Here is a 15,248-nt window from a genome sequence, read left to right on the forward strand (position 1 = left end):
GTGCTGCAAGCGCGAAGGCGAGGCCGTGGGTGTAACAATCCGTGTGAGGATGTGTCAGTTCACCGTTTTCCTTCTCCCCTCGGGGGAGAAGGTGGCTCGCGCCAGCGAGACGGATGAGGGGGCGGGCGGAGGCCGGGTGAAGGCGTCGCGTCTGCGGACACGTCCCCCTCATCCGAGCGGCTCCGCCGCCCACCTTCTCCCCCGAGGGGAGAAGGGTCAGGAAATCAGCCCGCGATCTGGCCGAAGTCCGCCACCCGGCCCATGACGCCGCGCACCTGGCCCAGCAGCTTCAGGCGGTTTTCACGCTCCGCAGGCACCTCGGAGTTGACCATGACGCCGGTGAAGAAGGCGTCCACCGGACCGCGCAAGCGCGCCAGGGCCGTCATGGCGGCGGCGAAGTCTTCCGTCTCCAGCGCCGCGTCCACGGCGGTCGCGGCGGCGGCGGCGGCGAAGGCCAGGGCGGTTTCTTCCGCCGGCTGGTTGGCCAGTCCGGTGGCGACGGCGCCCTCGGGCAGCGGGCTTTTCTTTTCCTCGGCCTTGAGGATGTTGGACGCCCGCTTGTAGCCGGCCAGCAGGTTGGCCCCGTCGTCCGTGGCGAGGAAGGCGGCCAGCGCCTCCACCCGACGCACGATCCGCACCAGATCGTCGTCGCCCAGAGCGAAGACGGCGGCCACGAGGTCGTGACGCTGGCCTTGGTCGCGCAGCAGGACCGTCAGGCGGTCGGCGAAGAAGGTCAGCAGGTCTGCCGTATACTGGGTTTCCCCTGAGAGCTTCTGACCAGCGACAATCATCACGCCCGCCGGGTGAATGACCTTGCTCAGCGGTGCGCGCACCCCATTCTCCAGCACCAGCCGGATCACGCCCAGAGCGGCGCGGCGCAGGGCGTAGGGGTCGCGTGAGCCGGTGGGCTTTTCGTCGATGGCGAAGAAGCCGACCAGGGTGTCCAGCTTCTCGGCGATGGCGACGGCGACTGTGACCGGGGCGGTCGGGACGCTGTCGCCCGGACCTTGCGGCTTGTAGTGGTCGCGCACGGCGTCGGCGACGGCGTCGGGGTAGCCCGCCAGACGGGCGTAATAGCCGCCCATGATCCCCTGCAGTTCCGGGAACTCGCTGACCATGCCCGAGGCCAGATCGGCCTTGGACAGGCGCGCCGCCTGTTCGGCCTGATCGGCGTCGGCGCCCACCAGAGGGGCGATTTCACGGGCAAGCGCCGCGATGCGATCGACGCGCTCGGCCAGGGTGCCCAGCTTGGCGTGGAAGGTGACGCCCTTCAGCTTGTCGTTCCAGGCGTCGAAGCCGACCTTCTGATCCTCGTCCCAGAAGAAGCGGGCGTCGTTCAGGCGGGCCGACAGGACGCGGCTGTTGCCGGCGGCCAGAGCCTTGCCGCCGTCCGTCGCCTCGACGTTGGCGACGACGAGGAAGTTGGGGGCAAGACCATCCTTGGAGGGATCGCGCACGGCGAAATACTTCTGGTGCACCTTCATCGACAGGCGGACCACTTCGGGCGGCAGGGACAGGAACTGCGGGTCCATGTCGCCCAGGATCGGCGTCGGCCATTCGGCCAGACCGGCGACCTCGTCCAGCAGGCCGTCGTCATCGACCAGAGCCAGACCGCGCGCGGCGCAGGCGGCCTTGGCCCCGTCCAGAATACGCAGCTTGCGGTCGGCCACGTCGATCAGGACGAAGTCGCGTTCCAGCTTGGCGCGGTAGTCAGCGAAGTCCTTGACCGCGAACGGCTTGCCCGAGCCCATGAAACGATGGCCCTCGGTCACGTCGCCTGAGTGGACGCCGTCGATCTCGAACGGCACCACCGCCCCGTCGAACAGGGCGATGATGCGCTTGATCGGGCGCACCCAGCGCAGGGTTCCCGTGCCCCAGCGCATCGACTTGGGCCAGGGGAAGCTGCGGACGATCTGATCGACGGCCTCGGCGAAGACCTCGGTCGTCTGACGGCCCTTGCTGCTGATCTCGGCGAACCAGACGCCGTCGCGCTCGACCAGTTGGTCCTGGGTCAGGCCGGTCTTGCGCAGGAAGCCCTCCAGCGCCTGAGCCGGGGCCGAGGTCTTGGGACCCTTGACCTCTTCGTTGCGGTCTTCGGCTGCGGTCGGCAGGCCGTCGATCACCAGGGTCAGGCGACGCGGACCGGCGAAGACGTTCAGCGCCTCCCAGGTCAGGCCCGCCGCCTTCAGACGCTCGGAGACCATGCGTTCCAGGTCGCGCGCGGCGCCCTGCTGCATGCGGGCGGGGATTTCTTCGGAGAAGATTTCGAGAAGAAGCTGGGGCATCAGGCGGCGGACTCTTCGGTCGTGGCGGCAGACCGCATCAGGGTGAGGGCGACGTCGCGCAGGGTCAGCGGCGCGTCAGCCGCGCCGGGCTCGGCGCTGAAGGCGATGTTCAGCAGGAAGGACTGGGGGGCCAGGAAGGCGGTCTGCAAGATGCCGAACCACTCTTCGCCGACCACGACCACGCCGCGCCAGCCGCCGGGTTGCGACGTCAGGTGGCTGCCCTGGTCATTGGCGTGGCGGAGGATGCGGACCTCGGCCCACGATTCCTGGCCTTCGATTTCCACGCGACCGCTGGAAAACAGCGAGATCGGCTCGCCAAGCGTCTGCTCCAGATTGGTGTCGGCCAGATCGAAGGAGAGAATTCCAGAGATGCTGCTCACGACGACGCCTTCTCATGTTCGACTTGTGCGAGCGCGCAGGCTTTGCACAGGTCGCGGATGCGGCCGATGTAGCTCTGGCGTTCGGCGACGGCGATGGCGCCGCGGGCGTCCATCAGGTTGAACAGGTGCGAGGCCTTCAGCACCTGGTCATAGGCGGGCAGGACCAGAGGCTGGCCCTGCGGCCCCTTCATGGTCAGGAAGTGAGCGGCCTCGCGCTCCATGTCCTCGAAACGGCGCTTCAGCGCGGCGACGTCATAGCCGTGGAAGTTGGCTTCAGACTGCTGGCGCTCGTTCTCGAGGAAGACCTCGCCGTAGGTCAGGCCTTCCTTGTTGAACTTCAGGTCATAGACGTTGTCGACGCCCTGAACATACATGGCCAGACGCTCCAGCCCGTAGGTCAGCTCGCCCGAAACCACATCGACCTCGATGCCGCCGACGCCCTGGAAATAGGTGAACTGCGTCACCTCCATGCCGTCGCACCAGACCTCCCAGCCCAGGCCCCAGGCGCCGACGGTCGGGTTTTCCCAGTCGTCCTCGACGAAGCGGATGTCGTGCAGCTTGGGGTCGATGCCGATGGCGGCCAGCGAGCCGAGATAGAGCTCCTGCAGGTTGTCCGGGTTCGGCTTCAGGATGACCTGATACTGGTAATAGTGCTGCAGCCGGTTGGGATTCTCGCCGTAGCGGCCGTCGCCGGGACGGCGCGAGGGCTGAACATAGGCGGCCTTCCACGGCTTGGGACCGAGCGCGCGCAGCACCGTGGCGGGGTGAAGGGTGCCGGCGCCGACCTCGATGTCGTAGGGCTGCAGAATAGCGCAGCCCTGGTCGCCCCAGTATTTGTGCAGGGTCAGGATCAGGTCCTGGAAGGCGAGAGGTTCGGTGGTCACGTCGGCTCGTTTTCGCAGCGCAAAATTTGAGCGCGGACCCTAGGGCGCGCGAGCCGGAAACTCAACCGGAGGCGGCCCGTCTTCCTTTCCGTCATCCCGGGGCGGCGCCGCCGAACGCGGGACCCAGACGGGGAGTCCAGACGGATGGTCGGACAGCTTGGATCAGACGCCTGGGTCCCGGCTAAGCGCTTCGCGCCTTCCGGGATGACGGCAGAGGTTAGCGGGCTCCGGCCAGCACGCAGGGCCGCACCCACCAGCCCGGGCGTTGCAGGGCCACCGCCGCCGCCTGAGCCGCCGCTGCATCTTCGAACAGACCGAAGACCGTCGCGCCCGAGCCCGACATGCGCGTCAGGCGGCAGCCGGGCGCTTCGTTCATGGCTGCCAAGGCCTCGCCTATGCCCGGCGTGACGCGCAGGGCGGGGGCTTCCAGATCATTGCGCTGGCCCTTCAGCCAGTCGATCACGGCGGCCGGCGACCAGTCGGCGGGGACTTCCGGGCGGTCGGATCCGCCGGCGGGCGCCTCGTCATAGGCGCGATAGACCGCCCCCGTCGGCGACGGCAGGCCGGGGTTGAGCAGGACGGCGTGCAGCGCAGGCAGGCGTGGCTCGTCGCGCAGGTCGTCGCCCCTGCCCGTCGCCCAGGCCGGGCGGGCGCGCAGGCACATGGGGCCGTCGGCGCCGACCACGCCCGCGACCGCTTCCAGCGCCGCCTCGTCCAGATCGAGGTCCAGCAGTTGCGCCGCCAACCGGATGGCCGTGCCCGCGTCCGCCGATCCGCCGCCCAGACCGGCGGCGATGGGCAGTTGCTTGTCCAGCGTCACGGCGACCGACGGCGCGCCGATCCCGGCGGCCTCGCCCAGCGCCCGCAGGCCGCGCAGGATCAGATTGTCGCCCTCGCCCGCCAGAGCGCCCCCGAACGGGCCGGTGACGGTCAGGGACAGGGCGTCGGCGCGGGTCACGCTCACCCCGTCGCCCACATCGGCGAAGGCCACCAGACTGGCCAGGGGGTGATAGCCGTCGTCCGCCACCGGCCCGACGTGCAGGAAGAGGTTGATCTTGGCCGGGGCCAGGCCGTGCAGCGTCACCAGATCAGTCCGCGACGCCCGCGCCGGTGTCGTCGGTCGGTTCCTGGCCCAGCTTGTCGCGCAGCTTGGCTTCCACCTCGGCCTTGCGCTCGGGCTCGACCTCCAGGGTCAGGACGCGGTTCCACTGGAAACCCGCCTCGCGCTGGCGGCCCACGGCCCAGTAGGCGTCGCCCAGATGGTCGTTGATCTCGGCGTTGGCAGGCTCCTTGGCCACGGCCTGTTCCAGGTTCTCGACCGCCTGGTCGAACAAGCCTCGGCGATACTGGGCCCAGCCGAGCGAGTCCTGGATATTGCCGTCCGACGGATCGGCGGCGAAGGCGCGGGCGATCATTTCCGCCCCCTGCTCGACCCGCGTGCCGGTGTCGACCCACAGATAGCCGAGGTAGTTGAGCACAGTCGGATTGTTCGGCTGCTTTTGCAGGGCGGCCCAAAGCTCGGCCTCGGCCTCCGCCTTGCGCCCTAGCGCCTCATAGGCGGCGCCGCGCAGGAAGTTGACCTCGAATCCCTGGTCGGCGGTGGCCAGCAGCGGGCCGTTCAGTACGGCCAGCCCTTCGTCGAACCGCTTCATCTGCACCAGTTGCCCGGCCAGCAGATAGGCGATGCTGGCCTCTTCAGGGCGGGCTTCGGCGGCGCGGCGGAGTTCGACCAGAGCGGCGTCGGCCTGGCCGTCCTTTTCGAGGCTGAGCGCGCTCTGCACGCGGGCGGCGGCGTAAAGCTCGGCATCGTGACGACCCACCTGGGCGAAGACCGCGCGGGCCGCCGGCTCCAACTCCGCCTGTTGCAGGGTCTGGCCAATGAAGAAGCGGTTCTCGTCGGAGGGCTCAAGGTTCAGGGCCAGGCGCAAATAGACGACGGCGAACTCCAGCGCGCGCTGGGCGATGATCTGATCCGCAGCGGTCTTCAGCGCCAGGGCCGCGCCCTTGCGATAGCTGGGCGCGGATGGCGGGCGGCCCTTGGCCAGGACGCGAGCACGGGCTGTCATCGTGGCGCGGTCGGTGGAGCCGGCGGCCACGGCGGCGTCATACTGGGCCAGGGCCAGATCCCGCTTGCCGCGCCGTTCCAGGAACTCGCCGTAGGGCAGGCGGAACAGGCGCGAGGCCAGGGCGTGGCTGGTCAGGTCGCGCCATTCGGCGTCGGCCTCGTCATAGCGGCGGCGCAGCTCCAGCAGACGGGCGCGATTGGCGCGGGCCACCAGGGTGCTGATCGGGTCCAGATCGGTCGGCGGCAGAGCCAGGGCGCGATCCCAGTCGCCGGCGGCCGCCGCGATCCACGGCTGGACATAGAGGCCGGCGCGGGCGTGGGGCTCGCCGATCGGGGCGGCCTTGAGCATGGCGTCGGCCTTGCGCGCGTCGCCGTGGACAAAGGTCTGCACCGCCGCAACCAGACGACCGGCCTGGACGATGACGGGCGAAACGCCCTCGCCTTCCGGGGCGATGCGGGCGGCGATGTCGAGATCGCCCGCCAGCAGCGAGGCGGTGAAGGCCTGTTCGCGCACGCGGGGCTGTTCGGGGGTCAGGGCCTCGACGCGCGCCAGATAGTCGGCGCCCGCCTCGCTCTCGCCGCTGGTCAGAGCGTTGCGGCCCGCCAGATAGTAGCCGTAGGCGCTGCGGCCCTCGGCATCGGTCGGGATCGGGGACCAGACGGCGGGAATGGGCGCCGTTTCCGGCGTGGCGGGAACGTCGACCTCGACGGCCTCGGGGTCCTGAGCGTCCATCGGGGTCGCCGCGTCCGGCTCGGACGACGGCTCAACATCCGGCTCGGCTTGAACAGGCGCATCCTGAACGGGCGGCGTCTGCGGGGCGTCTTGCGCCAGGGACGGCGCGGCCAGGCCCAACGCGATCAGCGAGGCGGCGGCGAACAGGGCGGAGCGGCGGAAGGCGAAGCGCATGGGCGGACCCTTCACGCTTTCCCTTCCGCCCGCAAGAGGCTGAAACCTCTGGGCCTTACATGTTCGGATAGTTGGGGCCGCCGCCGCCTTCGGGCGTGGTCCAGACGATGTTCTGCGACGGGTCCTTGATGTCGCAGGTTTTGCAGTGGACGCAGTTCTGGGCGTTGATCTGGAAGCGCGGGTTCTGGCCCTGCTCGTCGGTCAGCACCTCATAGACGCCCGCCGGGCAGTAGAGCCGCGCCGGTTCGCCATACTTGGGCAGGTTGATGTTGATCGGCACGCTGGGATCCAGCAGCTTCAGGTGGGCCGGCTGATCCTCGGCGTGGTTGGTGTTCGAAATGAAGACCGACGACAGCTTGTCGAACGACAGCTTGCCGTCCGGCTTGGGATAGGTGATCGGCTTGAAGTCCTTGGCCAGACCGGTCGAGGCCGCGTCCGTCTTGGTGTGCCGCAAGGTGCCAAAGACCGAGAAGCCGCCGGTCAGGTGGTTGACCCACATGTCGAACATGCTGACCGCCCCGCCCATCATGGTGCCCAGCTTGGACAGCATGGGCTTGGCGTTACGGACGACCTTCAGTTCCTTGTAGACCCACGAGGTCTTGTAGGCCTCTTCATAGGCGTCCAGCACGTCGCCCGCGCGGCCCGCGATGACGGCCTCATAGGCGGCGTCGGCGGCCAGCATGCCGGTCTTCATGGCGTTGTGGCTGCCCTTGATGCGCGGCACGTTCACGAAGCCCGCCGAGCAGCCGATCAGGGCGCCGCCGGGGAAGGCCAGCTTGGGCACCGACTGGAAACCACCCTCGGTGATGGCGCGGGCGCCGTAGGAGATGCGCGTGCCGCCCTCCAGATGCTCGGCGATGGCCGGGTGGTGCTTGAACTGCTGGAACTCGTCGAACGGCGACAGATAGGGGTTCTGATAGTTCAGGTGCACCACGAAGCCGACCGACACGTAGCGGTCGCCGAAGTGATACAGGAAGGACCCGCCGCCGGTCTTGTCGTCCAGCGGCCAGCCGGTCGTGTGCTGGACCAGGCCCGGCTGGTGCTTTTCAGCCGGGATCTGCCACAGCTCCTTCAGGCCGATGCCGAACTTCTGCGGGTCCGAGTTGGCGGTCAGATCGTGGCGGGCCATGATGGTCTTGGCCAGCGAGCCGCGCACGCCCTCGGCGATGAAGACATACTTGCCGTGCAATTCCAGTCCGGGCTGGAAGTCGCCGGTCGGCTTGCCTTCGCGGTCGATGCCGAAGACGCCGGCTACGACGCCCTTCACCCGGCCGGACGGTTCATCCCAGACCACATGGCTGGCGGCCATGCCGGGATAGACCTCGACGCCCAGGGCCTCGGCCTGCTCGCCCAGCCAGCGCGCCACATTGCCCAGGGAGGCGATGTAGCAGCCGTGGTTGTGCATGAAGGGCGGCAGGGCGAACATCGGCAGCGAAGCCTGCCCCGCCGGGCCCAGCACCAGGAACTTGTCGGTCGTGACCGGGGTCTCCAGCGGGGCGCCGCGTTCCTTCCAGTCGGGGAAAAGCTCGTTCAGCGCCTTGGGATCAATCACGGCGCCCGACAGGATATGGCCGCCGATCTCGGCGGATTTCTCCAGCACGGCGACGGAAATCTCTTTTCCGTCCTTCTCGGCGCGCTGTTTCAGGCGGATGGCGGCGGACAGGCCGGCCGGGCCGCCGCCGACGATGACGACGTCATATTCCATGACTTCGCGTTCGACGCCTTCCAGCGCTTCCGCCGGCGGCAGCTTGTCGATGACGGCTTCCTGCCACGCATTGATTGCGCCGCCTTCGATCGCTTGCTCGCCCATGATCCCCTGAATCCTCGCTATCGTCGTGGTTATCCGTCTTATCGTGAGGTGACGCAGCGGCGGTCAAGGCTTATCCCTGTTCCCGAATGACGCCCCAGCCCCTTGATATCGCCGCAACCGAAGCCCTGCTCGCCTTCTGGCGTGATGCGGGGGTGGACGCCTGCTATCTGGACGCGCCGGTCGACCGCACCGTCTTCGTCGCCCCGCCCGCCCCCCAGATGCTGCAAAAGGCCTCGGCCACGGTCACGGCCCTGCATGGCGGCCAGCATGGTGGAATGTCCGGCGCCGACGCGGTCGCCGAGGCGCGCCGTCTGGCCGCCGCCGCCGCGACCATGGACGACCTGGCCGCAGCCGTGGCCGCATTCGAGGGCTGCCCGCTGCGGGCCATGGGGGCCAAACAGGCCGTGTTCGCGCGCGGCAATCCCAAGGGCTCCATCCTGCTGATCGGCGAATCGCCTGGCGAGACCGAGGACCTGCGCGGCGAACCCTTCGTCGGCCAGGCGGGGCAACTGCTGGACCGGATGCTGGCGGCGGCGGGTCTGGCCGATCAGGCCTTCATGACCAACACCGTCTTCTGGAAGCCGCCCGGCAACCGCCTGCCGACGCCGCAGGAGCAGGCCGTCTGCGCCCCCTTCCTGGAACGCGCCTTTGCGCTGATGCAGCCCAGGGCCGTGCTCCTGGTCGGGGCGGCGGCGGCGAAATCGGTGCTGAACACCGAGGAAGGCCTGATGAAAATTCGGGGTCAGTGGCGCGACTGGCGGCTGGACGACGGGGCGGCTGCGGCCCCTGTGATTGTCACTCTCCACCCTGCCTTCCTGCTGCGTCAGCCGCAGGCCAAGCGGGTCGCCTGGGCCGACATGCTGACGCTGGCGGCGCGTCTGGATACGGCCCAGGTTGAGCCGCGCGCCTGATTCAGGCATGCTAGGCCGCTGACGACCAGTCCACAGAGCGCTGACAATCCCGACGTCGAGAAGGGAACCGCGCCGACGAAGGGGGCCGCCGCGTATGTACCTTTTCCGCCGCGCGGCTCTCGCGCCTCTCCTTGCCGCTGCGCTCTGCGCCACGCTTGCGCCCGCCGCGCGGGCGGCTGACGCGGCGGGCGAGGGCGCAGCAGGCGGAGGCGGGACGGCCTATGTCGCGAATGACACTGATCGAACGCCCACGGCCCTGAGCAGTTCCGATCGGCTCAGCTACACCACCGCCTTTGACGCCCTGCGCCGCGGCGATCTGGAGTTGGCCCGCGCCTCGGCGCGTCAGGCCCAGGATCGCGTCCTGCTGGGTCAGGTCGAGTTCGAGCGCCTGTTCCACCCCACCCATGTTGCGGCCTATGACGAGTTGGCGGCCTGGCTGGAGTCCTATTCCGACCTGCCGATGGCGCCGCGCGTCTATACCCTGGCCATGCGCCGCATCCCCGACGGCGCGCCGGAGCCGAAACGACCGGGCAATCTGCTGGAACGCACCTGGGCCAGCGTCACCGGCGCGACCGCGAGCGACGGCGGCGTCACCGATCCAGCCAAGGCCGCCCGCGTAGCGCTGAACAATGATGATCTGACCGGCGCCTATCGCACCGGGGCCGAGATCGGCGACTGGTGGAGCGCAGGCCTGGCCGCCTGGCGGCTGAACGAATTCTCCAACGCCTATCGCGCCTTCGAGCGCGTGGCTCAGGACCCGACCGAAGACCCCTGGGTCCGCGCCGGCGCCGCCTTCTGGACCGCCCGCGCCGCCGCCCAGTCGGGCCGTCAGGACAAGGTGGCCGAAAACCTGCGCCTGGCCGCGCGCTGGCCCGCCACCTTCTATGGCCAGGTCGCCCTGCGCCAACTGGGCGAGGAGCCGGTGATCGAGAATCTGGGCCCGCGCGCCTATGGCGCGGCGACGCTGCAACGCGCCAGCTTTACGCCCGAGCCGGCCGGCGTGGACGCCCGCGAACTGAACGCCTTCATCCGCTCGGACGAGACGGCGCGCCGCACGGTGGCCCTCTATGAGGTCGGCCGTCGCAACGAAGCCGAGGAAGCCGCCCGCACCGGCATGCGCTCAGCCGGCGACGACGGCGCGCGGCGCCTGTGGGCCGGCCTCTATCGCACCGTGGCTCCGAACCGCGCGGCCCAGTCGGACGCCGCCCGTATCGACGCCGCGCGCTATCCCATGCCGGTTCTGGAGCCCGAGGGCGGCTTCACTATCGAAAAGGCGCTGGTCTATGCGATCGCGCGCAAGGAAACCGACTTCAACGCCAACGCCCGTTCCGGGGCCGGCGCCTATGGCATGATGCAGGTCATGCCGGCGACCGCCGCCTATATGACCGGCGACCAGTCCTATGTGCGCAGCCCCGAGCGGCTATTCGTTCCGGCCGTCAATCTGAAGCTGGGTCAGGACTATGTGAACCGCCTGTTCCAGATCGAGTCCTTCCAGGGCGATCTGCTGAAGGCCGTGGCCTCCTACAACGCCGGGCCGGGCCCGATGCTGGCGGCGGTGCGCAAGCTGGGGCCGGACGCCGATCCCCTGCTGCTGATCGAGACCATCGACGTGCCGCAGGCCCGCGAATACGTGGAAAAGGTCGTGGCGGCCTACTGGATCTATCAGCGGATGCTGGGCGCGCCGTTGAAGACGCTGGACGCGGTGGCCTCAGGCGCCAGGGCCGTGCCGATCCGACTGGACTATGTGGCCCCGCCGCCGGTCGCGCCGATGCAGGTGGCCGAGGCCGCCCCGCTCGCGGGAACCCGCTAGAGCGAGAGTCGCGTCAGACGACGCTGGACAGCAGCATGGCCCAGACGAAGGCGAAGGCCAGGCCGGCCAGGACATAGCCGCGCGCAGTCCGACCCCAGTTGGTGTTCCGGCTGATCGTCCTCATGGCCCGTCCCCCACGGCCCGACGCCGTGAGGGCAGAGTGTAACATCAGTCGTTAATCGCCGGTTTTCGGCTGAGGTTAAGCGGCGTTAGCCAGGGCCTGACGCTCCCATTCCTGAAAATCAGGTTGTTTCAGCAGGGCCTCGACATAGGCGCGCGCCACGCCGTCCGTGTCGCCCTGCGCCGCCAGATCGATCTGATAGTGCCGCACCCGCGCCGCGACCGGGCTGAAGAAGGCGTCAGCGATCGACCAGTCGCCGAACAGCCAGGCGCCGCCCGCGCCGAAGCGGGCGCGCATCTGACGCCACAGATCGACCAGCCGCGCCAGGTCGCGATCCAGCGCCGGATCGGACAGCGCTGGCGACCGCGCCTCGCCCGCCATCGGATGATCCGGCCCGGTCCCGCACAGGGTCCGCAAAGCCTGAAAGCCGGAGTGCATCTCCGCCGTCGCCGAACGGGCCAGGGCCCGCGCGGCGGGATCGACCGGCCACAGATGCGCCTCGGGATAACGCTCCGCCGCCCATTCGCTGATCGACAGGCTGTCCCAGATCGTCTCGCCGTCGACCTTGAGCAGGGGCACGAAGCCCGAGGGCGAGAGGCGGCGCAGCTCGGCCTGCTGCGCCTCGGTGCGATAGGAGACCTCGCGGGTCGTGAACACGGCCCCCGCCCGTTTCAGCACCAGCCCGGGCCTCAACGACCAGGTGGAATAGAGACGCGGTCCGATGATCAGTTCCATGGCGAGGCTCCAGAGGCTTTCACCATCAATGGCTTGAGGACAGCTTCAGCACAACTAGACCCGCGAGGATCAGGACCGCGCCCGCGATCCGCATGGGGGTGATGGGTTCGCCCAGCACCGCGATGCCGACGACGAAGGCGCCGACCGCGCCGATGCCGGTCCAGATCACATAGGCCGTGCCCAGCGGCAGGGTCTTCATCGCCATCGACAACAAGCCGAAGCTGACGATCATGAAGACGATGGCGCCGACCGTCTGCCACGGCTTCGAAAACCCGTCCGACGCCTTCATCAGGAAGGCCCAGACGATCTCGAACAGACCGGCGAAAAGAAGAAGAATCCAGGCCATGACAGTCTCCCTTGCATGGCGAACCGGGTCGTCCCGGCGGTCATGCCCAGTGAAGGGAGAGGTCGTCCTCTGAGGCCCCTATCTGGGACAAGAGGGATCGAAGTCAATGGCTGCTCTTTCCTCCCCATTCCATGGGGAGGGGGACCACGAAGTGGTGGAGGGGGCGGCGCAAACGTCGCCCGTCGAGTCGCCCCCTCCGTCACGTCGCCTTCGGCGCCGCGCCACCTCCCCATCGCTGCGCGACAGGGAGGAAAGACGCAAGTTTGCCCGGCGAACCTTGACTCCCCGCCCTTCCCGCACGACACGACCGGTCCATGATCACGCGCTATACCCGCCCCGAAGCCGTCGCCATCTGGTCGCAAGAGACCAAGTACAAGATCTGGTTCGAGATCGAGGCCCACGCCGCCACCAAGATGGCGGAACTGGGCGTGATTCCGAAGGAGTCCGCCGAGGCCATCTGGGCCAAGGGCAAGGACGTGACCTTCGATGCCGACCGCATCGACGAGATCGAGCGCACCACCAAGCACGACGTCATCGCCTTCCTGACCCATGTGTCGGAAATCGTCGGCGAGGAAGCCCGCTTCCTGCACCAGGGCATGACCTCGTCGGACGTGCTGGACACCTGTTTCGCGGTGCAACTGGCGCGCTCGACCGACCTGCTGCTAGGCGGCGTCGACCGCGTCCTGGCCGCGCTGGAAGTCCGCGCCAAGGAACACAAATACACCCCGACCGTCGGTCGCTCGCACGGCATCCACGCCGAGCCGGTGACCTTCGGCCTGAAGCTGGCCGGCTATCATGCCGAGTTCCAACGCGCCAAGCGCCGCCTGATCGCCGCCCGTGAAGAGATCGCCACCTGCGCCATCTCGGGCGCCGTCGGCACCTTCGCCAACGTCGATCCGGCGGTTGAGCAATACGTCGCCGACCAGATGGGTCTGGCCGTCGAACCCGTCTCGACCCAGGTCATCCCGCGCGACCGTCACGCCGCCTACTTCGCCGCCCTGGGCGTGGTCGCCTCGTCGATCGAGCGTCTGGCCGTGGAAATCCGCCACCTGCAGCGCACCGAAGTCCTCGAAGCCGAGGAGTTCTTCGACAAGGGCCAGAAGGGCTCGTCGGCCATGCCGCACAAGCGCAACCCGATCCTGACCGAGAACCTGACCGGCCTGGCCCGCCTGGTCCGCTCGGCCGTGACGCCGGCGATGGAGAACGTCGCCCTGTGGCACGAGCGCGACATCAGCCACTCCTCGGTCGAGCGCGGCATCGGCCCTGATGCGACGGTCCACCTGGACTTCGCCCTGCACCGTCTGGCGGGCGTGATCGAGCGCCTGAACGTCTATCCTGAGAACATGCAGAAGAACATCGACCGCCTGGGCGGCCTGGTGCACTCGCAACGGGTCATGCTGGCCCTGACCCAGGCCGGCGTGTCGCGCGAAGACGCCTATGCGGCGGTTCAGGAGAACGCCATGAAGGTCTGGCGCGGTGAAGGCGCCTTCCTCGACTTCCTCAAGGCCGACGCCCGCGTCACCCTGCCCCACGACCAGTTGGAAGCCCTGTTCGACCTCGGCTACCACACCAAGAACGTCGACGTGGTGTTCAAGCGGGTTTTCGGCGAGGGTTGAGTTCCTTGTCTGCGATTGGGCGGTCCGTCGGTTTCGCCCCTGTCGTCGACGCCCGCACCCGCGTCCTGATCCTGGGCAGCCTACCGGGCGACGCCTCGCTGAAGGCGGCCCAGTATTACGCCCATCCGCGCAACGGCTTCTGGCCGCTGATCGGGGGCCTGCTGGGCGAGGACCTGCCCGCCCTTGCCTATGACGCGCGGCTGGATCGCCTGAAGGCGCGCGGCGTCGGACTATGGGACGTGATCGCCTCGGCGCAGCGTTCGGGCAGTCTGGACGCCGCCATCCGCTCGCCCGAGGCCGCCGACCTGCGGGGTCTGGCGGCAAGTCTCCCGGAACTGCGCGCTGTCGCCTTCAACGGCGGGCTGGCGGCGAAGCTGGGGCGGCGCATTCTGGCCGATCTGCCTGATCCGGACCGGATCGCCCTGATCGACCTGCCGTCCTCCAGCCCGGCGCACGCAATATCCTTGTCGGCAAAGGCGGAAAGCTGGGCCATACTGAGCGACTTTCTTCCCGAATAAGTCGGCCGCTCGATGATTCTGACCCTGTCCTGTCCCGACCGCCACGGCATCGTGGCGGCCGTCTCCGCCTTTCTGCTGGAACGCGACGCCAATATTTCCGACGCCCAGCAGTTCGGCGACGCGCTGAGCGGCTACTTCTTCATGCGCGTGGTGTTCGAGCCGCTGGAAGGCGACGCCGAGGCCGCCATCCGCGCCGCCTTCACGCCGCTGGCCCAGCGGTTCGACATGGACTGGACCCTGCGCGGATCGGAGCCGCGCAAGGTGATGATCCTGACCTCGCGGTTTGATCACTGTCTGGCGGACCTCTTGTATCGCTGGCGCATCGACGAACTGCCGATGCAGGTGACGGCCATCGTCTCCAACCACGCGCGCGACATGATCGGCCACGTCGATCTGGGCGACCTGCCCTTCCACCACCTGCCCATGAGCGGCGACAAGGCGGCGCAGGAGGCCCAGCTTCTGGCCCTGATCGAGGCGACGGGCACGGAGCTGGTGGTGCTGGCGCGCTATATGCAGATCCTGTCGGACGACCTGACGGCGCGGCTGGCGGGGCGCTGCATCAACATCCACCACTCCTTCCTGCCAGGCTTCAAGGGGGCCAAGCCCTATCATCAGGCCCATGCGCGCGGGGTGAAGGTGATCGGCGCCACGGCCCACTATGTCACCGCCGACCTGGACGAAGGCCCCATCATCGAACAGGACGTGGAGCGCATCAGCCACCGCGACACCCCCGCCGACCTGATCCGCAAGGGCCGGGACATCGAACGCCGCGTCCTGGCGCGAGCGGTGTCGCACCATCTGCACGACCGCATCCTGATGCACGACGGCAAGACCGTGGTCTTCGCCGACTAGGACCAATC

The 15,248-nt window shown here is 68.5% G+C and carries 13 protein-coding genes; 5 read left to right on the forward strand and 8 right to left on the reverse strand.

All coding sequences use genetic code 11. The features are described from left to right. Window positions 1–224: 224 nt before the first annotated feature. The 6 genes from glyS to P0Y52_10810 form a co-directional block, all read right to left on the reverse strand. Window positions 225–2,285: a glycine--tRNA ligase subunit beta gene (gene glyS, locus P0Y52_10785; protein WEK57025.1), complete on the reverse strand. Its 2,061-nt coding sequence runs from the start codon at window positions 2,283–2,285 to the stop codon at window positions 225–227. Then, window positions 2,285–2,665 (reverse strand): hypothetical protein, encoded by a 381-nt coding sequence (locus tag P0Y52_10790; GenBank protein ID WEK57026.1) that lies wholly within the window; start codon window positions 2,663–2,665, stop codon window positions 2,285–2,287. Before P0Y52_10790 ends, glyS begins: the two co-directional genes overlap by 1 nt. Then, window positions 2,662–3,549 carry a glycine--tRNA ligase subunit alpha gene (locus P0Y52_10795; GenBank protein ID WEK57027.1) on the reverse strand — a complete coding sequence of 296 codons (888 nt, stop codon included), beginning with the start codon at window positions 3,547–3,549 and terminating at the stop codon, window positions 2,662–2,664. The genes P0Y52_10790 and P0Y52_10795 overlap by 4 nt, the downstream gene beginning before the upstream one ends. Before the next feature lie 217 nt (window positions 3,550–3,766). Then, entirely contained in the window at window positions 3,767–4,633 is an 867-nt protein-coding gene (locus P0Y52_10800) for a 4-(cytidine 5'-diphospho)-2-C-methyl-D-erythritol kinase (GenBank protein ID WEK57028.1), read from the reverse strand. A 4-nt stretch (window positions 4,634–4,637) separates the two neighbouring features. Beyond that, window positions 4,638–6,521, reverse strand: coding sequence for a tetratricopeptide repeat protein (locus P0Y52_10805; GenBank protein WEK57029.1), 1,884 nt, complete (start codon window positions 6,519–6,521; stop codon window positions 4,638–4,640). Window positions 6,522–6,576: 55 nt separating this feature from the next. After that, window positions 6,577–8,226 (reverse strand): electron transfer flavoprotein-ubiquinone oxidoreductase, encoded by a 1,650-nt coding sequence (locus tag P0Y52_10810; GenBank protein WEK59483.1) that lies wholly within the window; start codon window positions 8,224–8,226, stop codon window positions 6,577–6,579. Between the two features lie 191 nt (window positions 8,227–8,417). Between P0Y52_10810 and P0Y52_10815 the strand changes: the two genes are divergently transcribed. Beyond that, complete coding sequence (locus tag P0Y52_10815) at window positions 8,418–9,242, forward strand: uracil-DNA glycosylase (GenBank protein WEK57030.1); 825 nt, start codon at window positions 8,418–8,420, stop codon at window positions 9,240–9,242. 94 nt (window positions 9,243–9,336) lie between these two features. Continuing rightward, window positions 9,337–11,052 (forward strand): lytic transglycosylase domain-containing protein, encoded by a 1,716-nt coding sequence (locus P0Y52_10820; protein ID WEK57031.1) that lies wholly within the window; start codon window positions 9,337–9,339, stop codon window positions 11,050–11,052. 199 nt (window positions 11,053–11,251) lie between these two features. Here the strand turns inward: P0Y52_10820 and P0Y52_10825 are convergent, their stop codons facing one another. Further along, window positions 11,252–11,908, reverse strand: a complete 657-nt coding sequence (locus P0Y52_10825) for a glutathione S-transferase (protein WEK57032.1) — start codon at window positions 11,906–11,908, stop codon at window positions 11,252–11,254. A 25-nt stretch (window positions 11,909–11,933) separates the two neighbouring features. Further along, window positions 11,934–12,254 (reverse strand): multidrug efflux SMR transporter, encoded by a 321-nt coding sequence (locus P0Y52_10830; GenBank protein WEK57033.1) that lies wholly within the window; start codon window positions 12,252–12,254, stop codon window positions 11,934–11,936. A gap of 314 nt (window positions 12,255–12,568) precedes the next feature. On the opposite strand from P0Y52_10830, the gene purB reads away from it, so the two are divergent. Genes purB through purU form a run of 3 tightly spaced genes read left to right on the forward strand, consistent with a single transcriptional unit; the run spans window position 12,569 to window position 15,240 of the window. After that, the gene (gene purB / locus P0Y52_10835; protein ID WEK57034.1) at window positions 12,569–13,870 is read left to right on the forward strand and encodes an adenylosuccinate lyase; all 1,302 of its coding nucleotides are present in this window, start codon (window positions 12,569–12,571) and stop codon (window positions 13,868–13,870) included. Between the two features lie 14 nt (window positions 13,871–13,884). Continuing rightward, window positions 13,885–14,388, forward strand: a complete 504-nt coding sequence (locus P0Y52_10840) for a DNA-deoxyinosine glycosylase (GenBank protein ID WEK59484.1) — start codon at window positions 13,885–13,887, stop codon at window positions 14,386–14,388. Window positions 14,389–14,400: 12 nt separating this feature from the next. Next, window positions 14,401–15,240 carry a formyltetrahydrofolate deformylase gene (gene purU, locus P0Y52_10845; protein ID WEK57035.1) on the forward strand — a complete coding sequence of 280 codons (840 nt, stop codon included), beginning with the start codon at window positions 14,401–14,403 and terminating at the stop codon, window positions 15,238–15,240. Window positions 15,241–15,248 lie beyond the last annotated feature (8 nt).

The sequence above is a fragment of the Candidatus Brevundimonas phytovorans genome, assembly GCA_029203145.1.
Taxonomy (GTDB): Bacteria; Pseudomonadota; Alphaproteobacteria; order Caulobacterales; family Caulobacteraceae; genus Brevundimonas; species Brevundimonas phytovorans.

What these genes read in the sequence shown, in the direction of transcription:
- P0Y52_10815 (WEK57030.1), top strand. Translation starts at nt 8,418, where the DNA reads ATGACGCCCCAGCCCCTTGATATCGCCGCAACCGAAGCCCTGCTCGCC.
- purU (WEK57035.1), top strand. Translation starts at nt 14,401, where the DNA reads ATGATTCTGACCCTGTCCTGTCCCGACCGCCACGGCATCGTGGCGGCC.
- glyS (WEK57025.1), bottom strand. Translation starts at nt 2,285, where the DNA reads ATGCCCCAGCTTCTTCTCGAAATCTTCTCCGAAGAAATCCCCGCCCGC.
- P0Y52_10805 (WEK57029.1), bottom strand. Translation starts at nt 6,521, where the DNA reads ATGCGCTTCGCCTTCCGCCGCTCCGCCCTGTTCGCCGCCGCCTCGCTG.
- P0Y52_10820 (WEK57031.1), top strand. Translation starts at nt 9,337, where the DNA reads ATGTACCTTTTCCGCCGCGCGGCTCTCGCGCCTCTCCTTGCCGCTGCG.
- P0Y52_10825 (WEK57032.1), bottom strand. Translation starts at nt 11,908, where the DNA reads ATGGAACTGATCATCGGACCGCGTCTCTATTCCACCTGGTCGTTGAGG.
- P0Y52_10830 (WEK57033.1), bottom strand. Translation starts at nt 12,254, where the DNA reads ATGGCCTGGATTCTTCTTCTTTTCGCCGGTCTGTTCGAGATCGTCTGG.
- purB (WEK57034.1), top strand. Translation starts at nt 12,569, where the DNA reads ATGATCACGCGCTATACCCGCCCCGAAGCCGTCGCCATCTGGTCGCAA.
- P0Y52_10810 (WEK59483.1), bottom strand. Translation starts at nt 8,226, where the DNA reads ATGGAATATGACGTCGTCATCGTCGGCGGCGGCCCGGCCGGCCTGTCC.